The organism is Pseudoalteromonas sp. BZB3 (genome assembly GCF_040104455.1).
Classification (GTDB): domain Bacteria; phylum Pseudomonadota; class Gammaproteobacteria; order Enterobacterales; family Alteromonadaceae; genus Pseudoalteromonas.
Window position 1 is genome coordinate 38,248 of the sequence record NZ_JBECOS010000001.1, and the last position, 20,362, is coordinate 58,609.

The window sequence follows — 20,362 nt, forward strand, 5'->3', positions numbered from 1 at the left end:
CCGACATAAAGTCGGTGCTACCGAGTTTAACCTCATGCAATACATTAAAGTCAGGCTCTTCATCGCTGCTTCGGTAGCAGCGATTTCATATCGCGTTTAGCCAACATACCATTGACCCGACATAAAGTCGGTGCTAACGAAGTTTTAAAGTGCGATGCTTTCAACAAATTTCAGGCATAAAAAAACCCTAACCAAACGGTTAGGGTTATATAAAAAGTGGTACCAGTGGGCGGACTTGAACCGCCACGCCCGAAGGCAACGGATTTTGAATCCGTCATGTCTACCAATTCCATCACACTGGCATAATTTTTCTTTGATCTTCTAGCCAAGAGAAAATAAAGAAAAACCACTTTGAGCTCAGGCTTTTTTTCTATGCCCTCATCTCTGTGCAAAACACTATACAAACATCCCCTAGTGGGAGCAAGCAATTTTTTTATTGCTCCATTTAACTGCTGACATTTTAACCGCTTAACTTTTATAAACAGCTATTTCGCCATTTTCATTGGCTTTGTGTAAAATAGCTTCATTATTTTCTTATTTAAGTGTTGGCTAAGATGTCTGAATTTCCTCGCGCTGGATTAATGCGCCGACTTGCTTCTTTAATGTATGACGGTTTAGTTGTGATCGCGTTTGCTATGCTAACTACTGTGGCTTATCTGCTCATTATTCAGGGCTTTATTTCGTTAGGTATGATTTCATTGGGCGATCATGAAGATGTGTCTGCATTGATTCAATCTACTCCTCTGCTGTACGGTCTTCGCAGTGTATTGTTAGTTTTAGTTAGTATGATTTTTTTCAGCTACTTCTGGACTAAGAGCGGTCAAACTATTGGTATGCGAGCTTGGCGTTTAAAAGTTCAAACTCCCGACGGTCAATTACTGTCTTGGCCGAAAGCCATGGCGCGTAGTTTATTCGCATTATTAGGCTTAGGTAATTTACTGGTACTGGTCGACTTTAAACAAAAGCGTGCACTGCAAGATATGATCTGTGGTACAGAAGTATTGTTACTGAGCAAAGAAGAAAACAAGCGTGTCTATAACAGCTTAGATTAGAACTATACCCAAACTTCCTCAATATGCATGATTCAGAGCGCTGCCTTCTGTTCTATTTCAAGGAAAAGGACGCAGCGTAATGACGAGTCCTTTCCAAGTGCTTTGACGATGAAATAGGACTTAAAGCACGCTCCCTTGGGCGAGTTTGATTGGCTTTCATACTGCGTTATCAATTTTCGATTTAGAACCACTAGACCTTCAAATCGATGCCTTGTCTGACAGACAATCAATTCTCGCTGAACCTCGTATCTTGAGGTGGTTTGGGTATAAAAATGAAAGAAACAAAAAAGGCTTCAAATCTGAAGCCTTTTTTAATATTAAGCTAAAGTAATGCAGTTGCTTAACTACCTTTAACTTGTAAGTTAAGGAACTCTGCTAACTTTTCAGGCTGCTGAGCTAGGCCTGCCAATTCCATTGCAAGTTGCGATACCGCTTTGTTTTCGTTTAGTTGCATTGAAATATTTAAGCTATTTAAGCCATTTACAAAGTTCATTAATTCAGACTTTGAATCTTCAGCAAGCGGCAGCATGTCTACTTGCATCTGTGCTTGTTGCACAAACGTCAGTTTATCTAATTGAACCGCAGACAGTTGCTTCTCAACAACAGTATCGAACTGACCTTTGTTATTAAACGTAAAGTTGAATGATTGCGGTTGCAGCTCTTGCATTGCCATCATCATTTTACTTTGAAGTTGCAGCTCTTGCTCCATAGTCAGTGGACTTTGAGATTGCAGTTTTTGCGACTCTAGAGACACTTCCATCAGTGACTTTGAGTTACCTAATGAGAAGGCCATATCCATAGAGGCAACTTCACCAGCAACAAAGCCAATATCGAAGTCGCTCTTACCGCTTGCTTCGTCATACTTTAAGCTTGAAGTGATGTCATAGCTTGCATTTAATAACTCTGACGGTGCCGTTTGCTGTGCTTGCTCAATGAGAGGCTGCGCAAAACGTAAACCTTGTAAGTCCATTGACGTATATGGACTAATCTTGTCAGTTTCATAGCCTTCAATGATGATTTGGCTAATCACAGCGAGGTCTTCACCTTCCGGGCCTTTAAACTGAATGTCTTTCAGGCTGACTTCTTGGCTAAGCAATGAGTAATTTGCTTCTTTGTAATCAACAGAAAAACCTGATGTTTCTTCAAAAACAGAGATCTGCTTAGCAATCTCGTTATTTAGTTTTTCATTGGCTTTATATTGAGTTACACCGTAACCCGCTGCTATTGTGCCAATAACAGCAATCGCGATAAGCGGTTTTTTCATGTTTTAACTTCCTGATTAAAATAACGCATCCAGGGCTTCGCTTAGACTGTTCACGCCTATAACTTCCATCCCTTCAATAAGCTCTTTTGGCTTATTGGCATTAGATACAATAGCACGTTTAAAACCATGTTTCGCGGCTTCTCTTAATCTTTCTTGACCACTTGGTACCGGGCGAATTTCGCCACCTAGTCCAACTTCGCCAAAAACGACCAGTTGTCTATCGAGTGAGAAGTTCTTAAAGCTCGATACCAGCGCGGTGATCAAAGCCAAGTCCGCACTGGTTTCAGACACTTTAACGCCACCGACCACATTAACAAACACATCCTGATCTGACACTTGCAAACCACCATGGCGGTGCAATACGGCTAATAACATCGCTAAACGGTTTTGCTCTAAACCAACGGTAACACGGCGCGGGTTGGCTAGCTGGGAATAATCAACCAAGGCTTGTACTTCAACAAGTAACGGGCGCGTGCCCTCCCAAATGACCATAACCAGTGAACCTGGCGTTTGTTCTTCACCCCGGTTCAAGAAAATAGCCGATGGGTTAGATACTTCTTTTAGACCTTGCCCTGTCATGGCAAACACGCCTAATTCATTCACTGCACCAAAACGGTTTTTATTACCGCGTAGTGTTCTAAAGCGGCTATCACTACTGCCTTCTAATAAAATAGAACAATCAATACAGTGCTCTAATACTTTAGGGCCCGCCAAAGTGCCGTCTTTGGTTACATGACCGACCATAATAATGGCGACTTGATTCTGTTTCGCAAAACGCGTCAAGTAGGCGGCACTTTCACGAACTTGAGAGACACTGCCCGGTGCCGATTGCACATCGCTCATATGCATCACCTGAATTGAGTCAATTACCATGATGCTCGGCTTTTCTTGTAAAGCCAGTTGGCAAATTGTCTCAACATTGGTTTCTGCAAGGGTTTTCAATTTGTTAGTTGGTAGCCCCAGACGGTGGGCACGCATGGCAACTTGTTGCAGTGACTCTTCACCAGTGACGTACAAAGTATTCATCGACTCGGCAAGTAAACACATGGTTTGCAGTAAAACGGTACTTTTACCTGCCCCCGGTGAACCACCGATCAAAATTGCACTGCCGGGAACAACGCCACCGCCAAGCACACGATCAAACTCTTTAAAGCCAGTCGAAAAACGCGGTAAGCTCTCAAGGTTTACTTCATCTAGAGTCTGCACCTTAGCATCAACCATGCCCGCATAGCCTGCCATCGCTGAGCTGCGAGGTGCTGACTTAACACTGGGCACCCTAAATTCAGTGACGGTATTCCAAGCTTTACATTCTGAGCATTGCCCTTGCCATCTGGCAAATTCGGCACCACACTCACTACATACAAATGCTGTTTTTTTCTTTCCCATACTAAGGCACACTTTTTGCTTTAAAATTCACTGAGTAAAATTATATTCAGTTTTGTCATATAAATCTGGCACTTTACTCATTTATTGCTCAAGAATAAGTTAACTATGTCTAATTATTGTCATAGTATTAACTAAGAAATCTAAAAGAAAAATTAATGCCGGTATTTGTACGATTACAAAACACGGTAAGTAAAATGGTTTTATATGGCTGAAGATAAGCTGCAACAATATCAACCTTTGATAGAAGAACTCAAGCAACAGTTAGGCTCGCCTGGCTTTGATGGGCTCTTTACGCAAAAAACAGCCCACCTGTCTAAGCCAGATCAGTTTTTGATCAAAATGGAAATGTCTCGCCTATCCCAACCTATCGCTCGATTTATCGATTTACGCGGGCAGGTTTCTGGTGAAGTAAAACCCTATATTCACGATGGCAAGCAGCACTTTATGGACGATTTAGCCATCGCTGTTTTTGAGCAAGAAATTGCTAAGCACGGTAAGTATACCCTCGCGGTATATGAAGCAGTCACGCATACCGACAATAACTATAGAGTCATGCAAAAGCGTGCGCAACAACAAGCCCAAGATGATGCTGACACGCCAACGTCCACACTCACGCATGGGGCAAAGTTAATCAAATTCGCTTCTTATGAAAGTCGTATTGAAGAGCGAATGAATTACTCAATCAAAATAACGGTTGAAGTATCTAAGAATAATATTATTTCTGCCAATACATCAGATATTTCCTTAAGCGGTGCGAAGATCAAAGTGCACCCGAAAGCCGTTTTTGAGAAAGGCCAATTACTGAGCATTCGATTAGTAGGACTTGAACAAGATTTTGAGCTTGGCCTCAAAGACGGTATTCAATATGAAGTCGTTGCTGTAGAACCAGTAAATAATGAATATCAATTTGTACGCTTAAAGCGAACATTTGTTGAGAACAATCAGGGCTTTGATGAGTTCTTAAATAGCTTCATACACGGTAACAAGCGCCGTTATAAAATCAATTTAGATAACACCATGGATGCGGTTGTGTGCAAAGGCTATGAGCAATACTATTTACCACGAGTCAGCTCATTGTTTGTATTTCTCAGCAAGGTTAATAACAAACTCACACTCCCTTCAATGGTGCTAACCAACGAAAACAATGCTTTCATTCATTATTACTTTGAAGATGAAAGAAAAAAGTCGTGTTTATATAGTATTTTTAATCAAAAGCGACTGGCCTATTTAAATAGCCTTCATAGCCCTGTAAAAGAAGCTGTGCTGTATACTTTTACTCACTCAAACGGCGGTAAAATTTACTATTATTCGGCCTTTGATTTCGAACTAAAGCAAGAGCCAAGCCTTAATTCGTTATTCTTTGGGTTTGGCGCCCAAAAAGAAAGCTGGCGCGCTTTTAAAGTACAGATCATGCCTAGCTACCATGAAGATGCATTCATTCCGCTGTCACTTCCTGCCAGTGCCGGAAAGTCGCTCGAAAAATTGAATAAAAGGCCAACACCTCGAGTACAAGGCTTTATTCAAGATGTACAAAATCTGATGCTACTGACTGACGTTACAGATCCGCGTCGCACCGCAGAATATAAAAAGCATCAATATGATGCTGGGCAAGTCAATTTACTCAAACACTTTGGCCATGGTAAGTCACCCACTCCGCCAGCATTGGAAGTTGTGGCGCTAGAATATGTAAATCTGCGTGCGCATAAACGCTACCTATATAAAACAGGCACTATTTTTCATGTCGACAGCCACACTGTAATCGAAGGCCATACCCGTGATTTGTCTGTTATGGGCCTTCAAGTCGAGCTTAATTCGCCCACTGATGCGAAAAAAGGTGACTTAGTTTATATCGACTTGCCAGAATTACAGAAAATCACCAAGAAACATGATTTAAAACACTTACGCTATCAAGTCATGGCGGTCAGTAAATCAAAAACTATCATTAATTTAAAAGTACATAAGGTATCTGAAAATAAGCACCCAGCTATTGAGTTTTTTACGCAACTCATTGATAAAAACAAGAGCAAGCTGCAAGCCTGTGAAGAGACGCCAAAGATCCCAGGGTTATCGACAGCACTGCGTAATATGATCACCAAGAGTGTGTGCCAGTTTCCTTTATACTTACATAAAGAATCGGCGCACTTTAACATTGGTGCTGTAGGCCGAGGACTATACTCGACTAAGCTGCACAAAGTTTTAGAGCACTTCAACCAAAGTAGTGATGAACAAATAGAAATCGCGCCGGTTTTTCCTGCTAACTTTATTGAAGATGAACTTTCAGAAGCGCTGCGTAAACAAACACGACAAAATAAGCCGCTCAAATACACCCTATTTATGCGCTTTGATCCAGACAAGAAAAACCTAGTCGACGCCGTCAAAAGCCAAGTTTTGAGGGATGAAGACTCACTTGATAGCCTGTTTTTATTTATCAAAAAAGCGCTTAGAAAAGAGATCTTATTTGTATTCCAACTACAGGTATCTAAAACAGGTCGCCCTGATACCGACTACCTAGCAAATGAACTGAAATATGTAAGCCATTATGCACTTCACAAGGCAAAAGATTTAGAAGAATCATTGTGGAATGTAGCAGGAGTCTGCGATCTTATCGATATTACCGATGAAGTGATCCCGACACTTGAGGTTGAAGAGAACTTAATCGAAAAAATGACAGAAAAAAAGCGACTCTGGTTTGAGTCACTTCCTATGTAATTATTACTCACCGTCTCAGAAAGACGTTTTAAGCAACGCCACCAAACAGTGTAAGTAAGGCTATCAGTGCCAAGTAAAACAAAATATTACGCTTAACCAAACGCATCATACAGGTGGCTTCGTAAGTACAGCCCGCGTATTGCTGCTCAATTTGCTCAGCGGCAAGCGCTGTACTGGTCACGACTTTACGGTTTGGGGTTTTGAAATCTAACGCATATTTCAGCCAACAGCCTGTGCCCTTTGAAAAGTTACCAATGATCAGATAACCAAAACTGGTAATGCGTGCCGGTAACCAGTTCAACCAATAAAGCATATCGGCTAATACGCTACTGCGCGCAGTCAGTACACTTTGTTCACTTTGCTGAGCTTGGTCGAATAAGCTGCGCGTAACAGCATACATCACTGCGCCTGGGGCTCCGAACACAACAAACCAAAAAATTACCGCACAGTAATGTCTAAAGTTGACCCAAGCTAGCGTTTGACCAACCCATTCACCGCCTTGTTGATCTTCAGTACGGTGTTGGCCTAACTGAAGTGCATATAACGTTGCACCTTCACTGTCACCTCGCGTAAGCGCATTTAAATAGCCCTTATACAAAGCGCGTGGTTTAGCACAGCCAAAACAGACAATTAATAATAGCGCATTTAATGCCAACTCAAACAGGAAGAAGTCGGCAAAGTCCATCACAAAATACACACCTAAAGCTGGCAATAAGACCCATAGCGCAAATGCAAATGGCGATTTTAATAATGAATTATTATGCAATAACGACTGACTCATATTGAGATAGCCATTACTGTAATGATCAATCTGCCAATGTGCATCTCGGGCACCTAGCCGCTCAATGGCCAGCGCTAAAATTATTGAGATCAAAATCATAATTTACTCATTCACTTAACAACTTAAAAAATTTTTGCCAATCAAAAGCCTCTCCAGGATCTGTCTTTCGACCTGGTGCAATATCACAATGCCCAACGATGCGATCTGGAGAAATGTCAGGATACAGCTGCATGATGTAACGCGTGCAGGCAGTCAAAGCAACGTATTGTGCATCGGTATAAGGCGTTGTATCTGTGCCTTCTAATTCAATACCAATGCTAAAATCATTACACCTTTGTCGACCTTTAAACTCCGACACACCTGCATGCCATGCTCGCTTATTAAATGGCACATACTGCAGCACTTGCCCATCTCGTCTAATAAAGCAATGTGCTGACACTTTTAGCCCTTCTAAATCGGTAAAGCTAGGATGTGCTGCACAATCTATATTACCAATAAATAGCGCATCTACATGTTTAGTACCAAATTCCCCCGCGGGCAGAGAAATATTATGAACCACCAGCAAGTTGACATCTTGCTCATTCGGTCTCTCATCAAAAAAAGTACAAGGCCTTTGCGTCACCCTAAAGCTTGAATTTGGCAAGCAAAACTCTGTGTGTTTCACGGTTAAAACCATTTGCTTTAATAATAAGCTAACCTTAACAAGCTTTACGAAATTTCACTAGCGCGATTGTCTTAAACTCTTGGAAGCAGTAAAATTTAGTTCTCGCACAATGCAATTAGACAACATAAGTGACGCTTAGTATGCAAAACCAACTTCTTACGCCTGCTCTTATCAGTGAATTAGTCACACAAGCTTTAAATGAAGACCTCAACTTTCAATCGGCTGCCGATGGTGATATCACAGCGCAGTTAATACCTGAAGCGCAGCAAGCCAACGCTTATGTGATCACGCGTGAAGACTGTGTATTCTGTGGTAAAGACCTAATTTTAGAGGTATTTAAACAGGTTGATGCAAGCGTTGAAGTTGAAGTACTCGTCAACGATGGGGATTTTGTTGCAGCGAATAGCCAACTATTTACCGCTAAAGGCTCAGCACGTGCCATTTTAACCGCTGAGCGTACCGCCTTGAACTTTGTACAAACGCTTTCAGGCACCGCAACGACCACAGCTCATTATGTAAAAGCTTTGGCAAACAGTAATACTCAACTCCTTGATACACGTAAAACTGTGCCGGGTCTTCGTGCATTACAAAAATATGCCGTGGCTTGTGGTGGCGGTAAAAACCACCGCATTGGTTTGTTTGATGCATTCTTAATTAAAGAAAACCACATTGCAGCCTGTGGCGGTATTGCAGCTGCAGTTAAACAAGCTAAATTGAATCACCCAGCTAAACCAGTCGAAGTAGAAGTTGAAAATCTAGACGAGCTACAGCAAGCCATTGAAGCTGGTAGCGACATCATCATGCTAGACAACTTTAGCGTACCACAAATTCAACAAGCCGTAGAAGTGACAGCACAGCGCGCTAAACTTGAAGTGTCGGGTAATATGACCATAGAAATCTTAGCCGAATACGCACAGGCGGGTGTCGACTATATTTCAAGTGGTGCACTGACTAAAAATGTACACAGTATCGACCTATCAATGCGCTTCAATAACACACAAGTGTAATTGGCTGTAATCTAAGATAAGTGCATAAATGTTGACAATTGATTTTAAAGAGAATTTAATGAGCGAGTTTTGATATGCTGATAAAATTATTAATTTTTTCCTTGAGTTATAAATTAATATAGAACACTGCCAGTATTAAATAATTAGCTCCAGCTCTTAAAATAGGAATTAATTCCTATTTACTCTTGTTAATATCAAGTTTAACAATTAGAGTAACAAATAATTAAGTTTGTCGTTTATTTAAATACAAAATTGCCGATAGCCTAATATTGGTGATTTTAATTAAATAAAAAAATCTAAGCTTAAATTGAGATGGTGGTAATGCGTTAAACCTTAAAAAAAGGTGAAACGTACGCTAACAACCCATGTATGGCGCATTGTTTTAGGTATTTTTTCAAACAATCAACAGCCATCATAGTGGGAGCCCCATTAAATGAGTTAGCACTATAAATTTGCAATACAATGGGTGTAAACTTTATCCATTGATACAAACTTTATAACTATTTAATAACCTAGCTTACCACGGTGAGTTAGCATTTTTCCTTTAGGAGACACATCATGACGCAAAATCAAAAGGGTTTTACCCTAATCGAACTAATGATTGTAGTTGCAATCATCGGTATTCTAGCCGCAATCGCATTGCCGGCTTATCAAAACTACACTGCTCGTGCGAAAGTAAGTGAAGTTGTGCTTGCTGGTGCAAATTGTAAAGTAGCTATTGCTGAAGCAGCTTTAGCTGGAGTTGATGGAAGCACATCTGATAATGGCTTCAGCTGTGGTGAAAATGACGGTTCAACCGCATCAGTATCTAATTATGTAAAAGCTGTAACTACTAAGGCAAACGGTGACATCATAATAGTAGCTCAAAACATTCCTCAATTAACTGCTGGTACTGATGATACAATAGTCTTATCACCAAGAAAAAATGCTGATGGAACAGGTGCTTTTGCTGCAACTGACTTTAATGGTAAGAACCCTGTTCGAGCTTGGGTTTGTAAAGCTGATGCTACTGCCGGAATCCCTGCAGAATACCTACCTGCAAACTGTCGTTAATCCTGACACATTGACTTAAAGGGCTGTTAATTCAGCCCTTTTTGGTTATTTATGAAAAAAGACAAAGATACCGCAGATAAACTCGACACCTTCGTTTGGACCGGTTTAAGCGCCAGAGGCAAAAAACTTGAAGGTGAAATGACTGGTACTAGTATTGCCCTTGTAAAAGCTCAACTTAGAAAACAAGGTATTACCCCTTCTAAAGTAAAACGCAAACCTAAACCTTTATTTGGTATAGGTGCCGGTGGTCAAAAAATTACCGCCAAAGACATTGCGATTTTCACTCGACAAATTGCCACCATGTTGACTGCGGGAGTACCGCTGATTCAGTCTTTAGAAATGATTTCATCTGGGGCAAAAAACAAAAGTTTAAGTAAACTCATTGGCGGCATTGCCGATGAGGTAAAAGCCGGTCAGCCGCTAGCGAAATCACTTCGCGCTTACCCTCGATATTTTGATGAGCTCTATTGCGACCTCATTCACTCAGGGGAACAGTCAGGTGCCCTTGATAAAATTTTTGACCGTGTTGCCGTTTATAAAGAAAAAGCCGAAGCCTTAAAGTCGAAAATTAAAAAAGCCATGTTCTACCCTATTGCGGTAGTGGTGGTCGCACTGATAGTCACGTCTATCCTACTTATTTTCGTGGTACCGCAGTTCCAAGATATCTTCAGCAGTTTTGGTGCTGAACTCCCTGCCTTTACCCTATTTGTCATTGGTATATCAGAGTTTATGCAAGAGGCCTGGTGGGTGTTCTTGTTGGTTATCGGGGTCAGTATATATTCATATAAAGAGGCTTTGATCCGCTCATCTGCCGTGCGCCATTTCAATGACCGCTTGGTATTGCAATTACCCGTTGTCGGGATGATCTTACACAAGGCTGCTGTAGCACGTTACGCGCGTACACTCTCTACCACATTTGCGGCAGGTGTGCCGCTCGTTGATGCATTAGACTCAGCTGCTGGCGCATCGGGTAACGTGATCTATAAAAATGCTATTACCGAAATCAAAGCCGAGGTTAGTTCAGGTAACCAAATGAACTGGGCGATGCGCAATTCAAAACTCTTTCCAGATATGGTGGTACAGATGGTCTCTATCGGTGAAGAATCTGGCTCACTCGATGGCATGTTAGAAAAAGTGGCTAACATTTACGAACAAGAAGTCGATGATGCAGTTGATGGCCTATCTAGCCTGTTAGAGCCGTTAATTATGAGTGTGCTTGCTGTGCTTGTAGGTGGCCTTATTATTGCCATGTACTTACCTATCTTCCAACTGGGTTCTGTGGTTTAAGCCCAGTTTTCTACCTTTTAGAAAGTGACGTTTTAATGCAAGAAGTAATTTATTTAATGCAAAACCAGCAGTGGTTTTTTCTTTTGACCGTTGGTTTAGTGAGTTTATGTATTGGTAGCTTTTTAAATGTGGTGATTTACCGTCTACCGCTCATGATGCAACGAGAGTGGCAGCAAGAGTGCCGTATCTCACTGGCCGATGAATTGGCAAACTCTAGCAAGCAAACAGCATCAAGCAACGACACTTTCAACCTGATTAAACCTAACTCGACTTGCCCGCACTGCAAAACTCCAATTAAAGCCTGGCATAATATTCCCTTGTTGGGGTGGCTGATGTTAAAAGGCAAATGCGCCAGTTGCTCAGCAAAAATATCTGTTCGTTATCCACTAGTAGAGTTAGGCACTGCCCTTGCCTCTCTTTGGATTGCATTGCAGTTTGGTGCAACTGAGCTGGGCTTGCTTTATATTTTTATCACCTGGGTACTCGTGGCGCTTATTTTTATCGATATCGATCACATGTTATTGCCCGACCAACTCACGCTGCCTTTAGTTTGGCTGGCGTTAATTGCTAGTGTTTTGGGCTATACCCTTCCACCCAGCGAAGCCATTGTCGGTGCTGCGGTAGGCTACTTAAGTTTATGGGCGGTGTTTTGGGCATTTAAGCTACTTACAGGTAAAGAAGGTATGGGGTATGGTGACTTTAAGCTGTTAGCTATTTTTGGTGCGCTATTAGGTTGGCAGGCCATTTTAACCATAGTTTTACTCTCAAGTGTTGTAGGCGCAGTTATAGGCAGCATTCAATTAGCAGTGCAAGGTAAAGAGCACAGTACACCTATTCCATTTGGGCCATATTTGGCCATAGCGGGTTGGCTAGCAATGATCTATGGCACCGAGATTCAAACATGGTACTTTTCTCTTTTAGGCTAGTTCAGCCCGTTTTCAGGTAAACAAGTATGAGTAACTGGATTTTAGGACTAACAGGTGGCATAGGAGCAGGTAAAACTCTTGTCTCTAATCACCTTGCTTCTCTGGATATTGAAATTGTCGATGCCGATGTCATTGCCCGAGATGTCGTAGCAATTGGCAGTGATGGTCTAAGCGCCATCGAGCAGCACTTTGGTCATGCTATTTTGTTAGACGATGGTTCGCTCAACAGAGCAAAGCTGCGTGAAATTATTTTTGCCGACTCAGAACACAAAAGCTGGTTGAATAGTTTGCTACATCCACTTATCCGTCAAAATATTACAGAGCAGCTAACCAACGCCAAAAGTCCTTATGTGGTGTTAAGTGCACCTTTGCTGTTCGAAAACAAACTCGATGCACTCTGCGATCACACTTTATTGGTGGATGTGCCTGTTGAGGTACAACTAGCACGCACAGCAAACAGAGATTCGGTCAGTACTGAGCAGGTAAAGAACATTATTGCTGCACAAATGTCACGGGAAGATAAGTTACAAAAGGCCGATTCAATTCTTGATAATCATCGTGAAATTAGTTCAGTCCTTTTAGATGTTGAAGAATTACACCACGCTTTTTTGCAACAAGCTGAAATAAGTAAATAGTTTATTGGTCTTTATTATTCGGCGGCTCGTACTGAGCACTCATTAAGCACAAAAGTAATACTTTGAGTTAGGTCTATTTTTTGCTTTGATATTTTTTGCTAAGCTTAACTAAGTTCAAGTCGTCATAGAGGCATTATGGAACACCACTCTCCCCTTTTACGAAAGTTTATTACACTCGGTCGTGTAACCGCAGAGCAGTTAAAATTAAAACAGGCCGAAGCACATTCAACGGCAGAGCTTATCTGCCTGTGTAGTGGGATGACAAGTCAAGAACTGGCCGAACAGTGTCTAGACCTCTTTAGAGTGCCAATGTTTGACCTAAGTGATTTTGACGTTGAGCAACTACCTAAAGAGCTTATTAAAGAAAAGCTGATCCGCCAGCATCATTTACTCCCTTTGGTCAAAAAAGGTCGCAAGCTGTATATCGCCACCTCTGATCCCACAGATTATGGTGCATTTGAAAACTTCGAATTTAGCACTGGCTTACAATGTGAAGTGGTGGTGGTTGATTACAAACAGTTAGAACAAAAGATAGATCAACTGTTCGATGCCAATGGCGGCCTATCCATGAGTGAGGATGACTTTAAAGAGTTCTCAGGTATGGATGTTGAAGACACTCAACAACAGCAAGATAACAACGATGAAAAAGACAAAGATGATGCCCCTATCATTGTCTACATCAATAAAATCTTAATGGATGCCATTAAAAAAGGCGCATCAGATTTGCACTTTGAGCCTTACGAGCATAAATACCGTATTCGCTTTCGTATCGATGGCATGCTCCATGAAATGGCAAGCCCACCAACTAGTTTATCTACGCGTTTGTCAGCACGTATCAAAGTTATGTCCCGCTTGGACATCGCCGAAAAACGTAAACCGCAAGATGGTCGTATTAAATTAAAGATCTCAGATCGTAAAAGTATCGATTTTCGTGTCAGTACCCTGCCAACTTTATGGGGAGAGAAAATCGTAATGCGTATTCTTGATTCATCAAGCGCCATGCTAGGCATTGATGTGTTAGGTTACGAACCAGAGCAAAAAGCGCTCTTTATGGATGCGCTAGCGCAACCACAAGGCATGATCTTAGTAACCGGCCCAACAGGTTCTGGTAAAACAGTTTCACTTTATACTGGCTTAAATATTCTTAATAAACCAGAGCGCAATATCAGTACAGCAGAAGATCCAGTTGAAATTAACCTTGAAGGGGTTAACCAAGTTCAGATAAATCCAAAAGCTGAGATGACCTTTGCCAATGCGCTCAAAGCTTTCTTACGTCAAGATCCTGATGTGGTGATGGTTGGTGAGATCCGTGACTTAGAAACTGCTGAGATCTCGATCAAAGCTGCACAGACTGGTCACTTGGTAATGAGTACGCTTCATACTAACTCTGCACCAGAAACCTTAACCCGTCTATTGAATATGGGTGTACCCGCTTATAACGTGGCGAGCTCGATTAGCTTGATCATCGCACAGCGTCTAGCGCGTCGTTTGTGTCCTAAATGCAAAACGCCTGAAACCTTGCCCGCAGAAGAGCTGAATCGTCAAGGTTTTGTCAAAGCCGGGATCAACGATATCACGCTATACAAAGCAAATGGTTGTGATCATTGTACCGAAGGCTACAAGGGTCGTGTCGGTGTTTACGAAGTAGTGAAGATCACACCTGAAATTGCACAAGTCATCATGGAAGGTGGTAACTCGATTCAAATCGCAGAAATGGCTGCAAAGGCAGGGTTTGCTAATTTACGTATTTCAGGTCTGAAAAAAGCCGCCGCAGGTTTGACGTCTCTTGCCGAAATAAACCGAGTCACCAGTTTCTAAACCCTAGATACTCAAACCTAGGTGCGAGTATCAGGTAGCAAAGCGCATTAGTTTTAATTACACTGTGGCCAAACCAAGTCAATAGAGAATGATAATGGCCACAGTTGTAAAATGCCCGACTTGCCAAGCCGATGTCGTATGGGGTGAGCAAAGTCCACACCGCCCTTTTTGTTCAAAGCGTTGCCAGTTAATTGATTTAGGCGAATGGTCTGAAGAAAATAACAAGATATCCAGCAAGATCTCTGCAAACGAAGAACTCGATGAGCAAGCTAAACAAAATATGATTGAAGACATTGAAGCCATGCTGGCTAAAAACGATGACTTCTTTCAATAATCTCTTTCTATAACTCGCATAAAAGCTTGAAAGAACATAAAAAAAGGCGGCTATCTTAAATTGATAGTCGCCTTTTTATGTTGAAGAGGTTTTGCAAATGCTAGTTAGTCGTGGTGACGACGCTGCTTGTTTTTACGCTTTTTGCGCATCTCGGTAAACTTTTCTCTTTGCTCTAATGTCAGTATTTGCCAAATCTGATGACGGCTTTTTAGGTGCGCTAACACTTTTTCTGAACGCTCAGCTTTAATGTCTGACATCAGGGCTTTTGCTTTATCTTCGTCAAAGCTTTCGGCTTCGACTAAAGCGCGAAATGCTTCACGATTTTCTTTACGCTCTAGCTTTCTATCTTTTTTATCCGCTTTTAATTCTGTAATAATCGACTTGATTTGTGCTTGCTGATCGACCGTTAGATCCAGTGCAGCCACTGCACGCTTAGAAAGTAAAAAGTCTCCGCGGTACTCTGAATGACCTTTTGCGTTGGCTGTCAGCGACACTAAAATGCTGCCTGATAAAACGATGGCGCTTAATAAAGTTGATAATTTCATAATAATTTCTCTCTCGGGTTAACTTATACCCAAACCGCCTGAATATACGAGATTCAGCGAGAGTTGATAGACTTTCAGACAAGGCATCAATTTGAAGATCTAGTGGCTCTAAATCGAAAATGGATAACGCAGTAAGAAAGTCTATCAAACTCGCCCTAGGGAGCGTGTCTTCGGCTCTATTTCATCGTCAAAGAACTTGGAAAGGACTAGTCATTCCACTGCGTCCTTTTCCTCGAACTAGAACAGAAGACATCGCTCTGAAGCATGCATCTTCAGGTAGTTTGGGTATATAAAAGCTTACTCTCTGCAATGCAAAGTAACGCAAGCGAACGTAAAGAGTGTGTAAAGTTCTGCAATACAATGTGATTATCAGTACACTAGAGATAAGAAGTACAATGCTGTCAGGTGCCTCATGAGCCAATTATTACTAATAGAAGACGATATTGAATTAAGTAATTTACTTTGCGAATACCTGCAAAGTCAGAATCATACTGTCAGCCAAGCGTTTGATGGAGAAGCGGGTTTAGCAATGGCTAAAGCAGAGAACTTCGACGTAATTTTACTTGATATCATGCTGCCAAAACTCGACGGCTTCGAAGTACTCAAACAGCTTCGCCAAACTCACCTGACTCCCGTGATCATGTTGACCGCCAAAGGCGATGATTTTGATCGCATATTTGGACTTGAGTTGGGTGCCGACGATTACATTTCCAAGCCTTTCAATCACAGAGAATTATTGGCTCGTATTAATGCCATTACCCGCCGTGTCGAGTTTGTAAAGCAAGCTGAAATCGCTGAGATCATCGAACACAACCGTGTTGCTCTGAACATGGCTGCGCGAACCGTGCACGTTAACAAAGCACAACTGACACTCACTGGGACTGAGTTCGCCGTGTTGCAACTACTTATGGCTCAAGTGGGTAAAGTAGTTACCAAAGAAACAATTAGCCAAGAAGTGCTGGGCCGTCGGTTAGCCCCATTTGATCGCTCTATTGACATGCATGTCAGTAACTTACGAAAAAAAATCGCGCAACATAGCGATGCGAATTGTATTCAGACCATACGAGGCAGCGGTTATGTCTTTTTGGCTCAGTAAAAATAACTTTAAACAAGCTCTTAATAGTCGGCTATTTTATAAAGCATTCGCTGGATTTTGGCTGACCATAGTTTGTATATTTTTATTATTGGTTTTATTCACCCGCCTGCAAGGCGAGCTGTTAGATAATGACCCGCTTCATGGCAGACAGTTAGACAGCCTTAATCATTTGAAACGTAACATTGTTAGGCTGGTTGAAGATCATAATAAAACGTTACAACAAGCCGTAGACCACCCGCGTTTATCTCGCCACAGTATGATTTTATTGGTCCATGACAATATCGATAAAACTATTACGACCGGAAATAACGACCGTAATTTAAATTTATCGGTATTAAATGACCTTGGCGATGAGAACGTGCCGAGCCAAATTAGAACTGAGCGCTATGTTGCTTACGGGCCTGTTGATATATCCCTTAACCAAGAAGCATATCGTTTATATCAAATTAAGCCTCTGCGCAGACCTATGCTTTTCCATTCCATCCGCATGCTACCTGTGTGGATGAAATTACTCGCAGTATTTATTCCTTCTGTGATTTTGAGCATCTTCTTAACCATTTATTTAATTACACCATTAAATACGCTCAGTCGAAGTGCAAGACGCCTTGCACAAGGCGAGCTTAATGTACGTGCTCCATCAGAGTCCCAACGCAAAGATGAAGTCGGTCAACTTATTCATGACTTTAACTTTATGGCCGATAAACTCACTCACAGCATACAAGCACATAAACAGTTACTGGCCGATGTGTCTCATGAGTTACGCACGCCGCTGACGCGCTTAAACCTGGCCAATGCCATGGCACAAGATACCGCCGGAGCTGCAACGCAAAGCTATTTAGCTCGGATAGAAAAAGAGTCTCAATGTTTAGATAAAATGCTCGCTGATGTACTGACCTTGTCACGCTTAGAATATACTGTTCATCAACTTAACATTGAGTCAATCCCACTCTCTAGCTTGCTACAAGAATTACTTCAAAATGCCAAATTTGAAGCCCATCAACACAATAAGACTCTATCGAACAATGCAATCCCCGATCTAGAACTAAATTGTGATGCTGCCTTGTTGACATCTGCAATTGAGAATATCACCAGAAACGCCATCAAATATGCCGACTCTTGTATTGAATTTGACATCATGCAACAAGCCGGTGAGCTAGTAATCCTAATTAAAGATGACGGGCAAGGCGTTGATGAAGTGGCATTGACTGAACTTGGTAATGCGTTTTATCGCACCGATAGTGCTCGGGCTCGACAATCTGGTGGGATTGGTTTAGGTTTAGCCATTGCTAAGCGGGCACTGTTCGCCCACCAAGGTGATATTCACTTTGCTAACCACCAGCCACATGGGTTAACGGTCACAATTACATTACCACTATGACGTTTTACAGCTATTCAGATCAACTTAACGACAATATAAACACCATAGAGCAGCATTGGCAATCGGGTACACATAGCCAATTTGCCGGTAAAAATGGCAATTTGTTTTATACCATTCATCAGCCTGAGCACATTGATTATGCGGTGGTGCTGATTTCTGGCCGCATTGAAGCAAGTCATAAATATAGAGAGTTAATCTGGGAGCTCAATCAGAACAATATTGCCGTGTACTGCTGTGACCATATTGGCCAAGGGCAGTCTACGCGTCTCACAGCCGACCAACAGCTAGGATATATTGAGCAATTTGAAGACTTTGCTGACGACTTACACCTTTTCATTGAAAGCATCGTACAACCTCAAATTAACTGCGATTACTTTTTATTAGCGCACTCTATGGGCGGTGCGATTTGCTGTGATTATATGGCGAGATACCCAGTAAGCGCACAAGCTGCCTTTATATGTGCGCCTATGCTTGGCATTAATACCGCTCCTTTTCCAAGTAAAGTGGCTCTTTGGGTAGCGCGCTCAGCATGCCGTCTAGGTTTTTCACAGCATTATGCGTTTGGTCAAGCAAGTTATGTAGAAAAGCCCTTCTCTGAAAACGAGTTAACCAATAGCGCTGAAAGATATACGCATTTTCGAGCGTTATATGCAAATCAAGCCCATCTTCAATTAGGCGGAGTAAGCTTTGCGTGGTTACAAGCGGCACTCAATTGGACTTTCTTATTGCCTGAACTTCTAAACCCTACGCCTATCCATATTGCGCTTGCTGAGCAAGACAGTATTGTTGATAACCTAGCAACAAAAAAGTGGGCGCAACATCAAAAAAACATCGGTATTTCTGAATTTCCCATGGCGAAACACGAGCTGCTAAATGAAATTGATTCAATTCGCCACCCACTGATGCAGCAGTTTTATGAGTTTTGTGACTCACACCGCTCATTTAAGGCAACCGGATCTTGATGCACCATAATATCTATATGCTCGCCAAATACAGCGCGAATTTTTTTGCAAACTTCAGCTGAAATAGCATGTGCTTGCTGCAAGCTTAGCTGCTTATCAAGCTCGATATGAAACTGTACAAATTTCAGTTTACCGCTTTGCCGTGTTCTTAAATCATGAACCCCTTGTACGTCGGGGTGTTTTGAAATTATAGAAACTAGGCGGACTTTTTCTTCATCAGATATTTCTTTATCCATTAGATGATTGGCACTTTCTTTGGCGATTTCCCAGCAGTTAAATAACAGATAGAACGCCACGCCAATGGCAAACACAGAATCTGCGAATAAATAACCTATTGATGCTAAGTAAATACCCACTAGCACGGCAGCATTTAATAATAGGTCTCCTTTGTAGTGCAGTGAATCCGCTTTTACAGCGATAGACTCAGTATGCTTCACCACATATTGCTGAACCGCCACGACCAATAATGTGCACAGTATTGCGAAACCACTGACCCAAACGCCCAACATGGAGTGAGGTAAAGGAACGGGATTGATTAAACGCTCAATACCATGAAATGCCAAAAAGCATGCCGAACCAGAAATAAACGCGGCTTGACCGAGCCCAGCCAAAGCTTCTGCTTTTCCATGCCCAAAGCGGTGATCGTCATCAGCAGGTCTGAGCGCATAGCTTAAAACTAAGAAGCTCATCATTGATGCTGAGATGTCTAATAAGGAGTCCGTAAGCGAGCCCAGCATAGCCGCGCTACCAGATGCTAACCAAGCCCAAGCCTTTGCCGCTATCATGATACTCACCACTGCCATGGTAAATAGACTTGAAAAACGTACTAGCACATCATACTGACGCGTCATAAACTCACTCCTTAATTAATTCTCATTGGGTATAGACACCTAAATGACTTATTGCTCAGTATACTTTTCGGTATACTTAGCTCAATAACTTTAGAGGTGATTATGTTAGATATTGTTTTATACCAACCTGAGATCCCACCAAATACGGGAAATATCATTCGTTTATGTGCTAATACTGGTTACACATTACACTTAATAGAGCCGTTGGGCTTTGAGTGGGATGATAAGCGTATTCGTCGTGCAGGCCTTGATTATCATGAGTTCAGTGAAGTAAAACGTCACCCTTCTTTTGAAAGCTATTTAGAAACTGAACAACCTAAGCGCGTCTTTGCTTGTACCACCAAAGGCAGCACGTATCATCATGAGCCAGAGTACCAAGCCGGTGATTGTTTAATGTTTGGGCCCGAAACACGCGGGTTGCCCGAAGAAATCATCTTTTCTCTGCCAGCAGAGCAAAGAGTGCGTATTCCGATGAAACCTGACAGTCGTAGTATGAACCTATCAAATGCGGTATCAGTATTCGTTTACGAGTCATGGCGTCAACTCGGCTTTCCAAACTCAAAATAGTTAGCCGTTTTTTAACATTTTACTCGCACAGCGATGAATAATTCACT

At 41.9% G+C, this 20,362-nt stretch carries 20 protein-coding genes and 1 tRNA gene; 14 read left to right on the forward strand and 7 right to left on the reverse strand.

Annotated features, from left to right (window positions below; genetic code table 11):
• Window positions 1–217 precede the first annotated feature (217 nt).
• Window positions 218–302 (reverse strand) — tRNA-Leu (locus ABMY35_RS00155).
• A 252-nt stretch (window positions 303–554) separates the two neighbouring features.
• On the opposite strand from ABMY35_RS00155, the gene ABMY35_RS00160 reads away from it, so the two are divergent.
• A complete protein-coding gene (locus ABMY35_RS00160; protein ID WP_138479882.1) occupies window positions 555–1,052 on the forward strand; it encodes an RDD family protein in 498 nt (165 codons plus the stop codon).
• A gap of 340 nt (window positions 1,053–1,392) precedes the next feature.
• Here ABMY35_RS00160 and ABMY35_RS00165 read toward each other — a convergent pair whose 3' ends face one another.
• Window positions 1,393–2,316, reverse strand: a complete 924-nt coding sequence (locus ABMY35_RS00165; RefSeq protein ID WP_349284507.1) for a hypothetical protein — start codon at window positions 2,314–2,316, stop codon at window positions 1,393–1,395.
• Window positions 2,317–2,331: 15 nt separating this feature from the next.
• Entirely contained in the window at window positions 2,332–3,702 is a 1,371-nt protein-coding gene (radA, locus tag ABMY35_RS00170; protein WP_349284508.1) for a DNA repair protein RadA, read from the reverse strand.
• A gap of 204 nt (window positions 3,703–3,906) precedes the next feature.
• On the opposite strand from radA, the gene ABMY35_RS00175 reads away from it, so the two are divergent.
• Window positions 3,907–6,411 carry a PilZ domain-containing protein gene (locus ABMY35_RS00175; RefSeq protein WP_349284509.1) on the forward strand — a complete coding sequence of 835 codons (2,505 nt, stop codon included), beginning with the start codon at window positions 3,907–3,909 and terminating at the stop codon, window positions 6,409–6,411.
• A gap of 28 nt (window positions 6,412–6,439) precedes the next feature.
• Here the strand turns inward: ABMY35_RS00175 and ampE are convergent, their stop codons facing one another.
• Complete coding sequence (ampE, locus tag ABMY35_RS00180; protein WP_349284510.1) at window positions 6,440–7,291, reverse strand: beta-lactamase regulator AmpE; 852 nt, start codon at window positions 7,289–7,291, stop codon at window positions 6,440–6,442.
• 7 nt (window positions 7,292–7,298) lie between these two features.
• A complete protein-coding gene (gene ampD, locus ABMY35_RS00185; protein WP_349284815.1) occupies window positions 7,299–7,835 on the reverse strand; it encodes a 1,6-anhydro-N-acetylmuramyl-L-alanine amidase AmpD in 537 nt (178 codons plus the stop codon).
• Window positions 7,836–7,996: 161 nt separating this feature from the next.
• Between ampD and nadC the strand changes: the two genes are divergently transcribed.
• From nadC to yacG, 7 genes are all read left to right on the forward strand, one after another.
• Window positions 7,997–8,863, forward strand: a complete 867-nt coding sequence (nadC, locus tag ABMY35_RS00190; RefSeq protein ID WP_349284511.1) for a carboxylating nicotinate-nucleotide diphosphorylase — start codon at window positions 7,997–7,999, stop codon at window positions 8,861–8,863.
• Between the two features lie 558 nt (window positions 8,864–9,421).
• Window positions 9,422–9,916, forward strand: a complete 495-nt coding sequence (locus ABMY35_RS00195; protein ID WP_349284512.1) for a prepilin-type N-terminal cleavage/methylation domain-containing protein — start codon at window positions 9,422–9,424, stop codon at window positions 9,914–9,916.
• 51 nt (window positions 9,917–9,967) lie between these two features.
• Window positions 9,968–11,203, forward strand: coding sequence for a type II secretion system F family protein (locus tag ABMY35_RS00200; RefSeq protein WP_349284513.1), 1,236 nt, complete (start codon window positions 9,968–9,970; stop codon window positions 11,201–11,203).
• Between the two features lie 35 nt (window positions 11,204–11,238).
• Window positions 11,239–12,129: an A24 family peptidase gene (locus ABMY35_RS00205; protein ID WP_349284514.1), complete on the forward strand. Its 891-nt coding sequence runs from the start codon at window positions 11,239–11,241 to the stop codon at window positions 12,127–12,129.
• A 26-nt stretch (window positions 12,130–12,155) separates the two neighbouring features.
• The gene (gene coaE / locus ABMY35_RS00210; protein WP_349284515.1) at window positions 12,156–12,764 is read left to right on the forward strand and encodes a dephospho-CoA kinase; all 609 of its coding nucleotides are present in this window, start codon (window positions 12,156–12,158) and stop codon (window positions 12,762–12,764) included.
• A 135-nt stretch (window positions 12,765–12,899) separates the two neighbouring features.
• Entirely contained in the window at window positions 12,900–14,582 is a 1,683-nt protein-coding gene (pilB, locus tag ABMY35_RS00215) for a type IV-A pilus assembly ATPase PilB (protein WP_349284516.1), read from the forward strand.
• A gap of 94 nt (window positions 14,583–14,676) precedes the next feature.
• On the forward strand, window positions 14,677–14,916 hold the full coding sequence (yacG, locus tag ABMY35_RS00220) for a DNA gyrase inhibitor YacG (protein WP_138479860.1): 240 nt from the start codon (window positions 14,677–14,679) through the stop codon (window positions 14,914–14,916).
• Window positions 14,917–15,020: 104 nt separating this feature from the next.
• Here yacG and ABMY35_RS00225 read toward each other — a convergent pair whose 3' ends face one another.
• On the reverse strand, window positions 15,021–15,461 hold the full coding sequence (locus ABMY35_RS00225; protein ID WP_349284517.1) for a Spy/CpxP family protein refolding chaperone: 441 nt from the start codon (window positions 15,459–15,461) through the stop codon (window positions 15,021–15,023).
• 119 nt (window positions 15,462–15,580) lie between these two features.
• Here ABMY35_RS00225 and ABMY35_RS00230 point away from each other — a divergent pair, with 119 nt between their 5' ends.
• The 4 genes from ABMY35_RS00230 to ABMY35_RS00245 all read left to right on the forward strand — a co-directional run bounded on the left by ABMY35_RS00230 (window position 15,581) and on the right by ABMY35_RS00245 (window position 18,897).
• Window positions 15,581–15,754: a hypothetical protein gene (locus ABMY35_RS00230; RefSeq protein WP_349284518.1), complete on the forward strand. Its 174-nt coding sequence runs from the start codon at window positions 15,581–15,583 to the stop codon at window positions 15,752–15,754.
• A 119-nt stretch (window positions 15,755–15,873) separates the two neighbouring features.
• Window positions 15,874–16,557, forward strand: a complete 684-nt coding sequence (locus ABMY35_RS00235; RefSeq protein ID WP_349284519.1) for a response regulator transcription factor — start codon at window positions 15,874–15,876, stop codon at window positions 16,555–16,557.
• A complete protein-coding gene (locus tag ABMY35_RS00240; protein WP_349284520.1) occupies window positions 16,538–17,935 on the forward strand; it encodes an ATP-binding protein in 1,398 nt (465 codons plus the stop codon). The genes ABMY35_RS00235 and ABMY35_RS00240 overlap by 20 nt, the downstream gene beginning before the upstream one ends.
• Entirely contained in the window at window positions 17,932–18,897 is a 966-nt protein-coding gene (locus ABMY35_RS00245; RefSeq protein WP_349284521.1) for an alpha/beta fold hydrolase, read from the forward strand. The genes ABMY35_RS00240 and ABMY35_RS00245 overlap by 4 nt, the downstream gene beginning before the upstream one ends.
• On the opposite strand, the gene ABMY35_RS00250 is transcribed toward ABMY35_RS00245, so the two are convergent.
• A complete protein-coding gene (locus ABMY35_RS00250; protein WP_349284522.1) occupies window positions 18,849–19,748 on the reverse strand; it encodes a cation diffusion facilitator family transporter in 900 nt (299 codons plus the stop codon). The genes ABMY35_RS00245 and ABMY35_RS00250 overlap by 49 nt on opposite strands.
• Before the next feature lie 102 nt (window positions 19,749–19,850).
• On the opposite strand from ABMY35_RS00250, the gene trmL reads away from it, so the two are divergent.
• Window positions 19,851–20,315 carry a tRNA (uridine(34)/cytosine(34)/5-carboxymethylaminomethyluridine(34)-2'-O)-methyltransferase TrmL gene (gene trmL / locus ABMY35_RS00255; protein ID WP_349284523.1) on the forward strand — a complete coding sequence of 155 codons (465 nt, stop codon included), beginning with the start codon at window positions 19,851–19,853 and terminating at the stop codon, window positions 20,313–20,315.
• Window positions 20,316–20,362 lie beyond the last annotated feature (47 nt).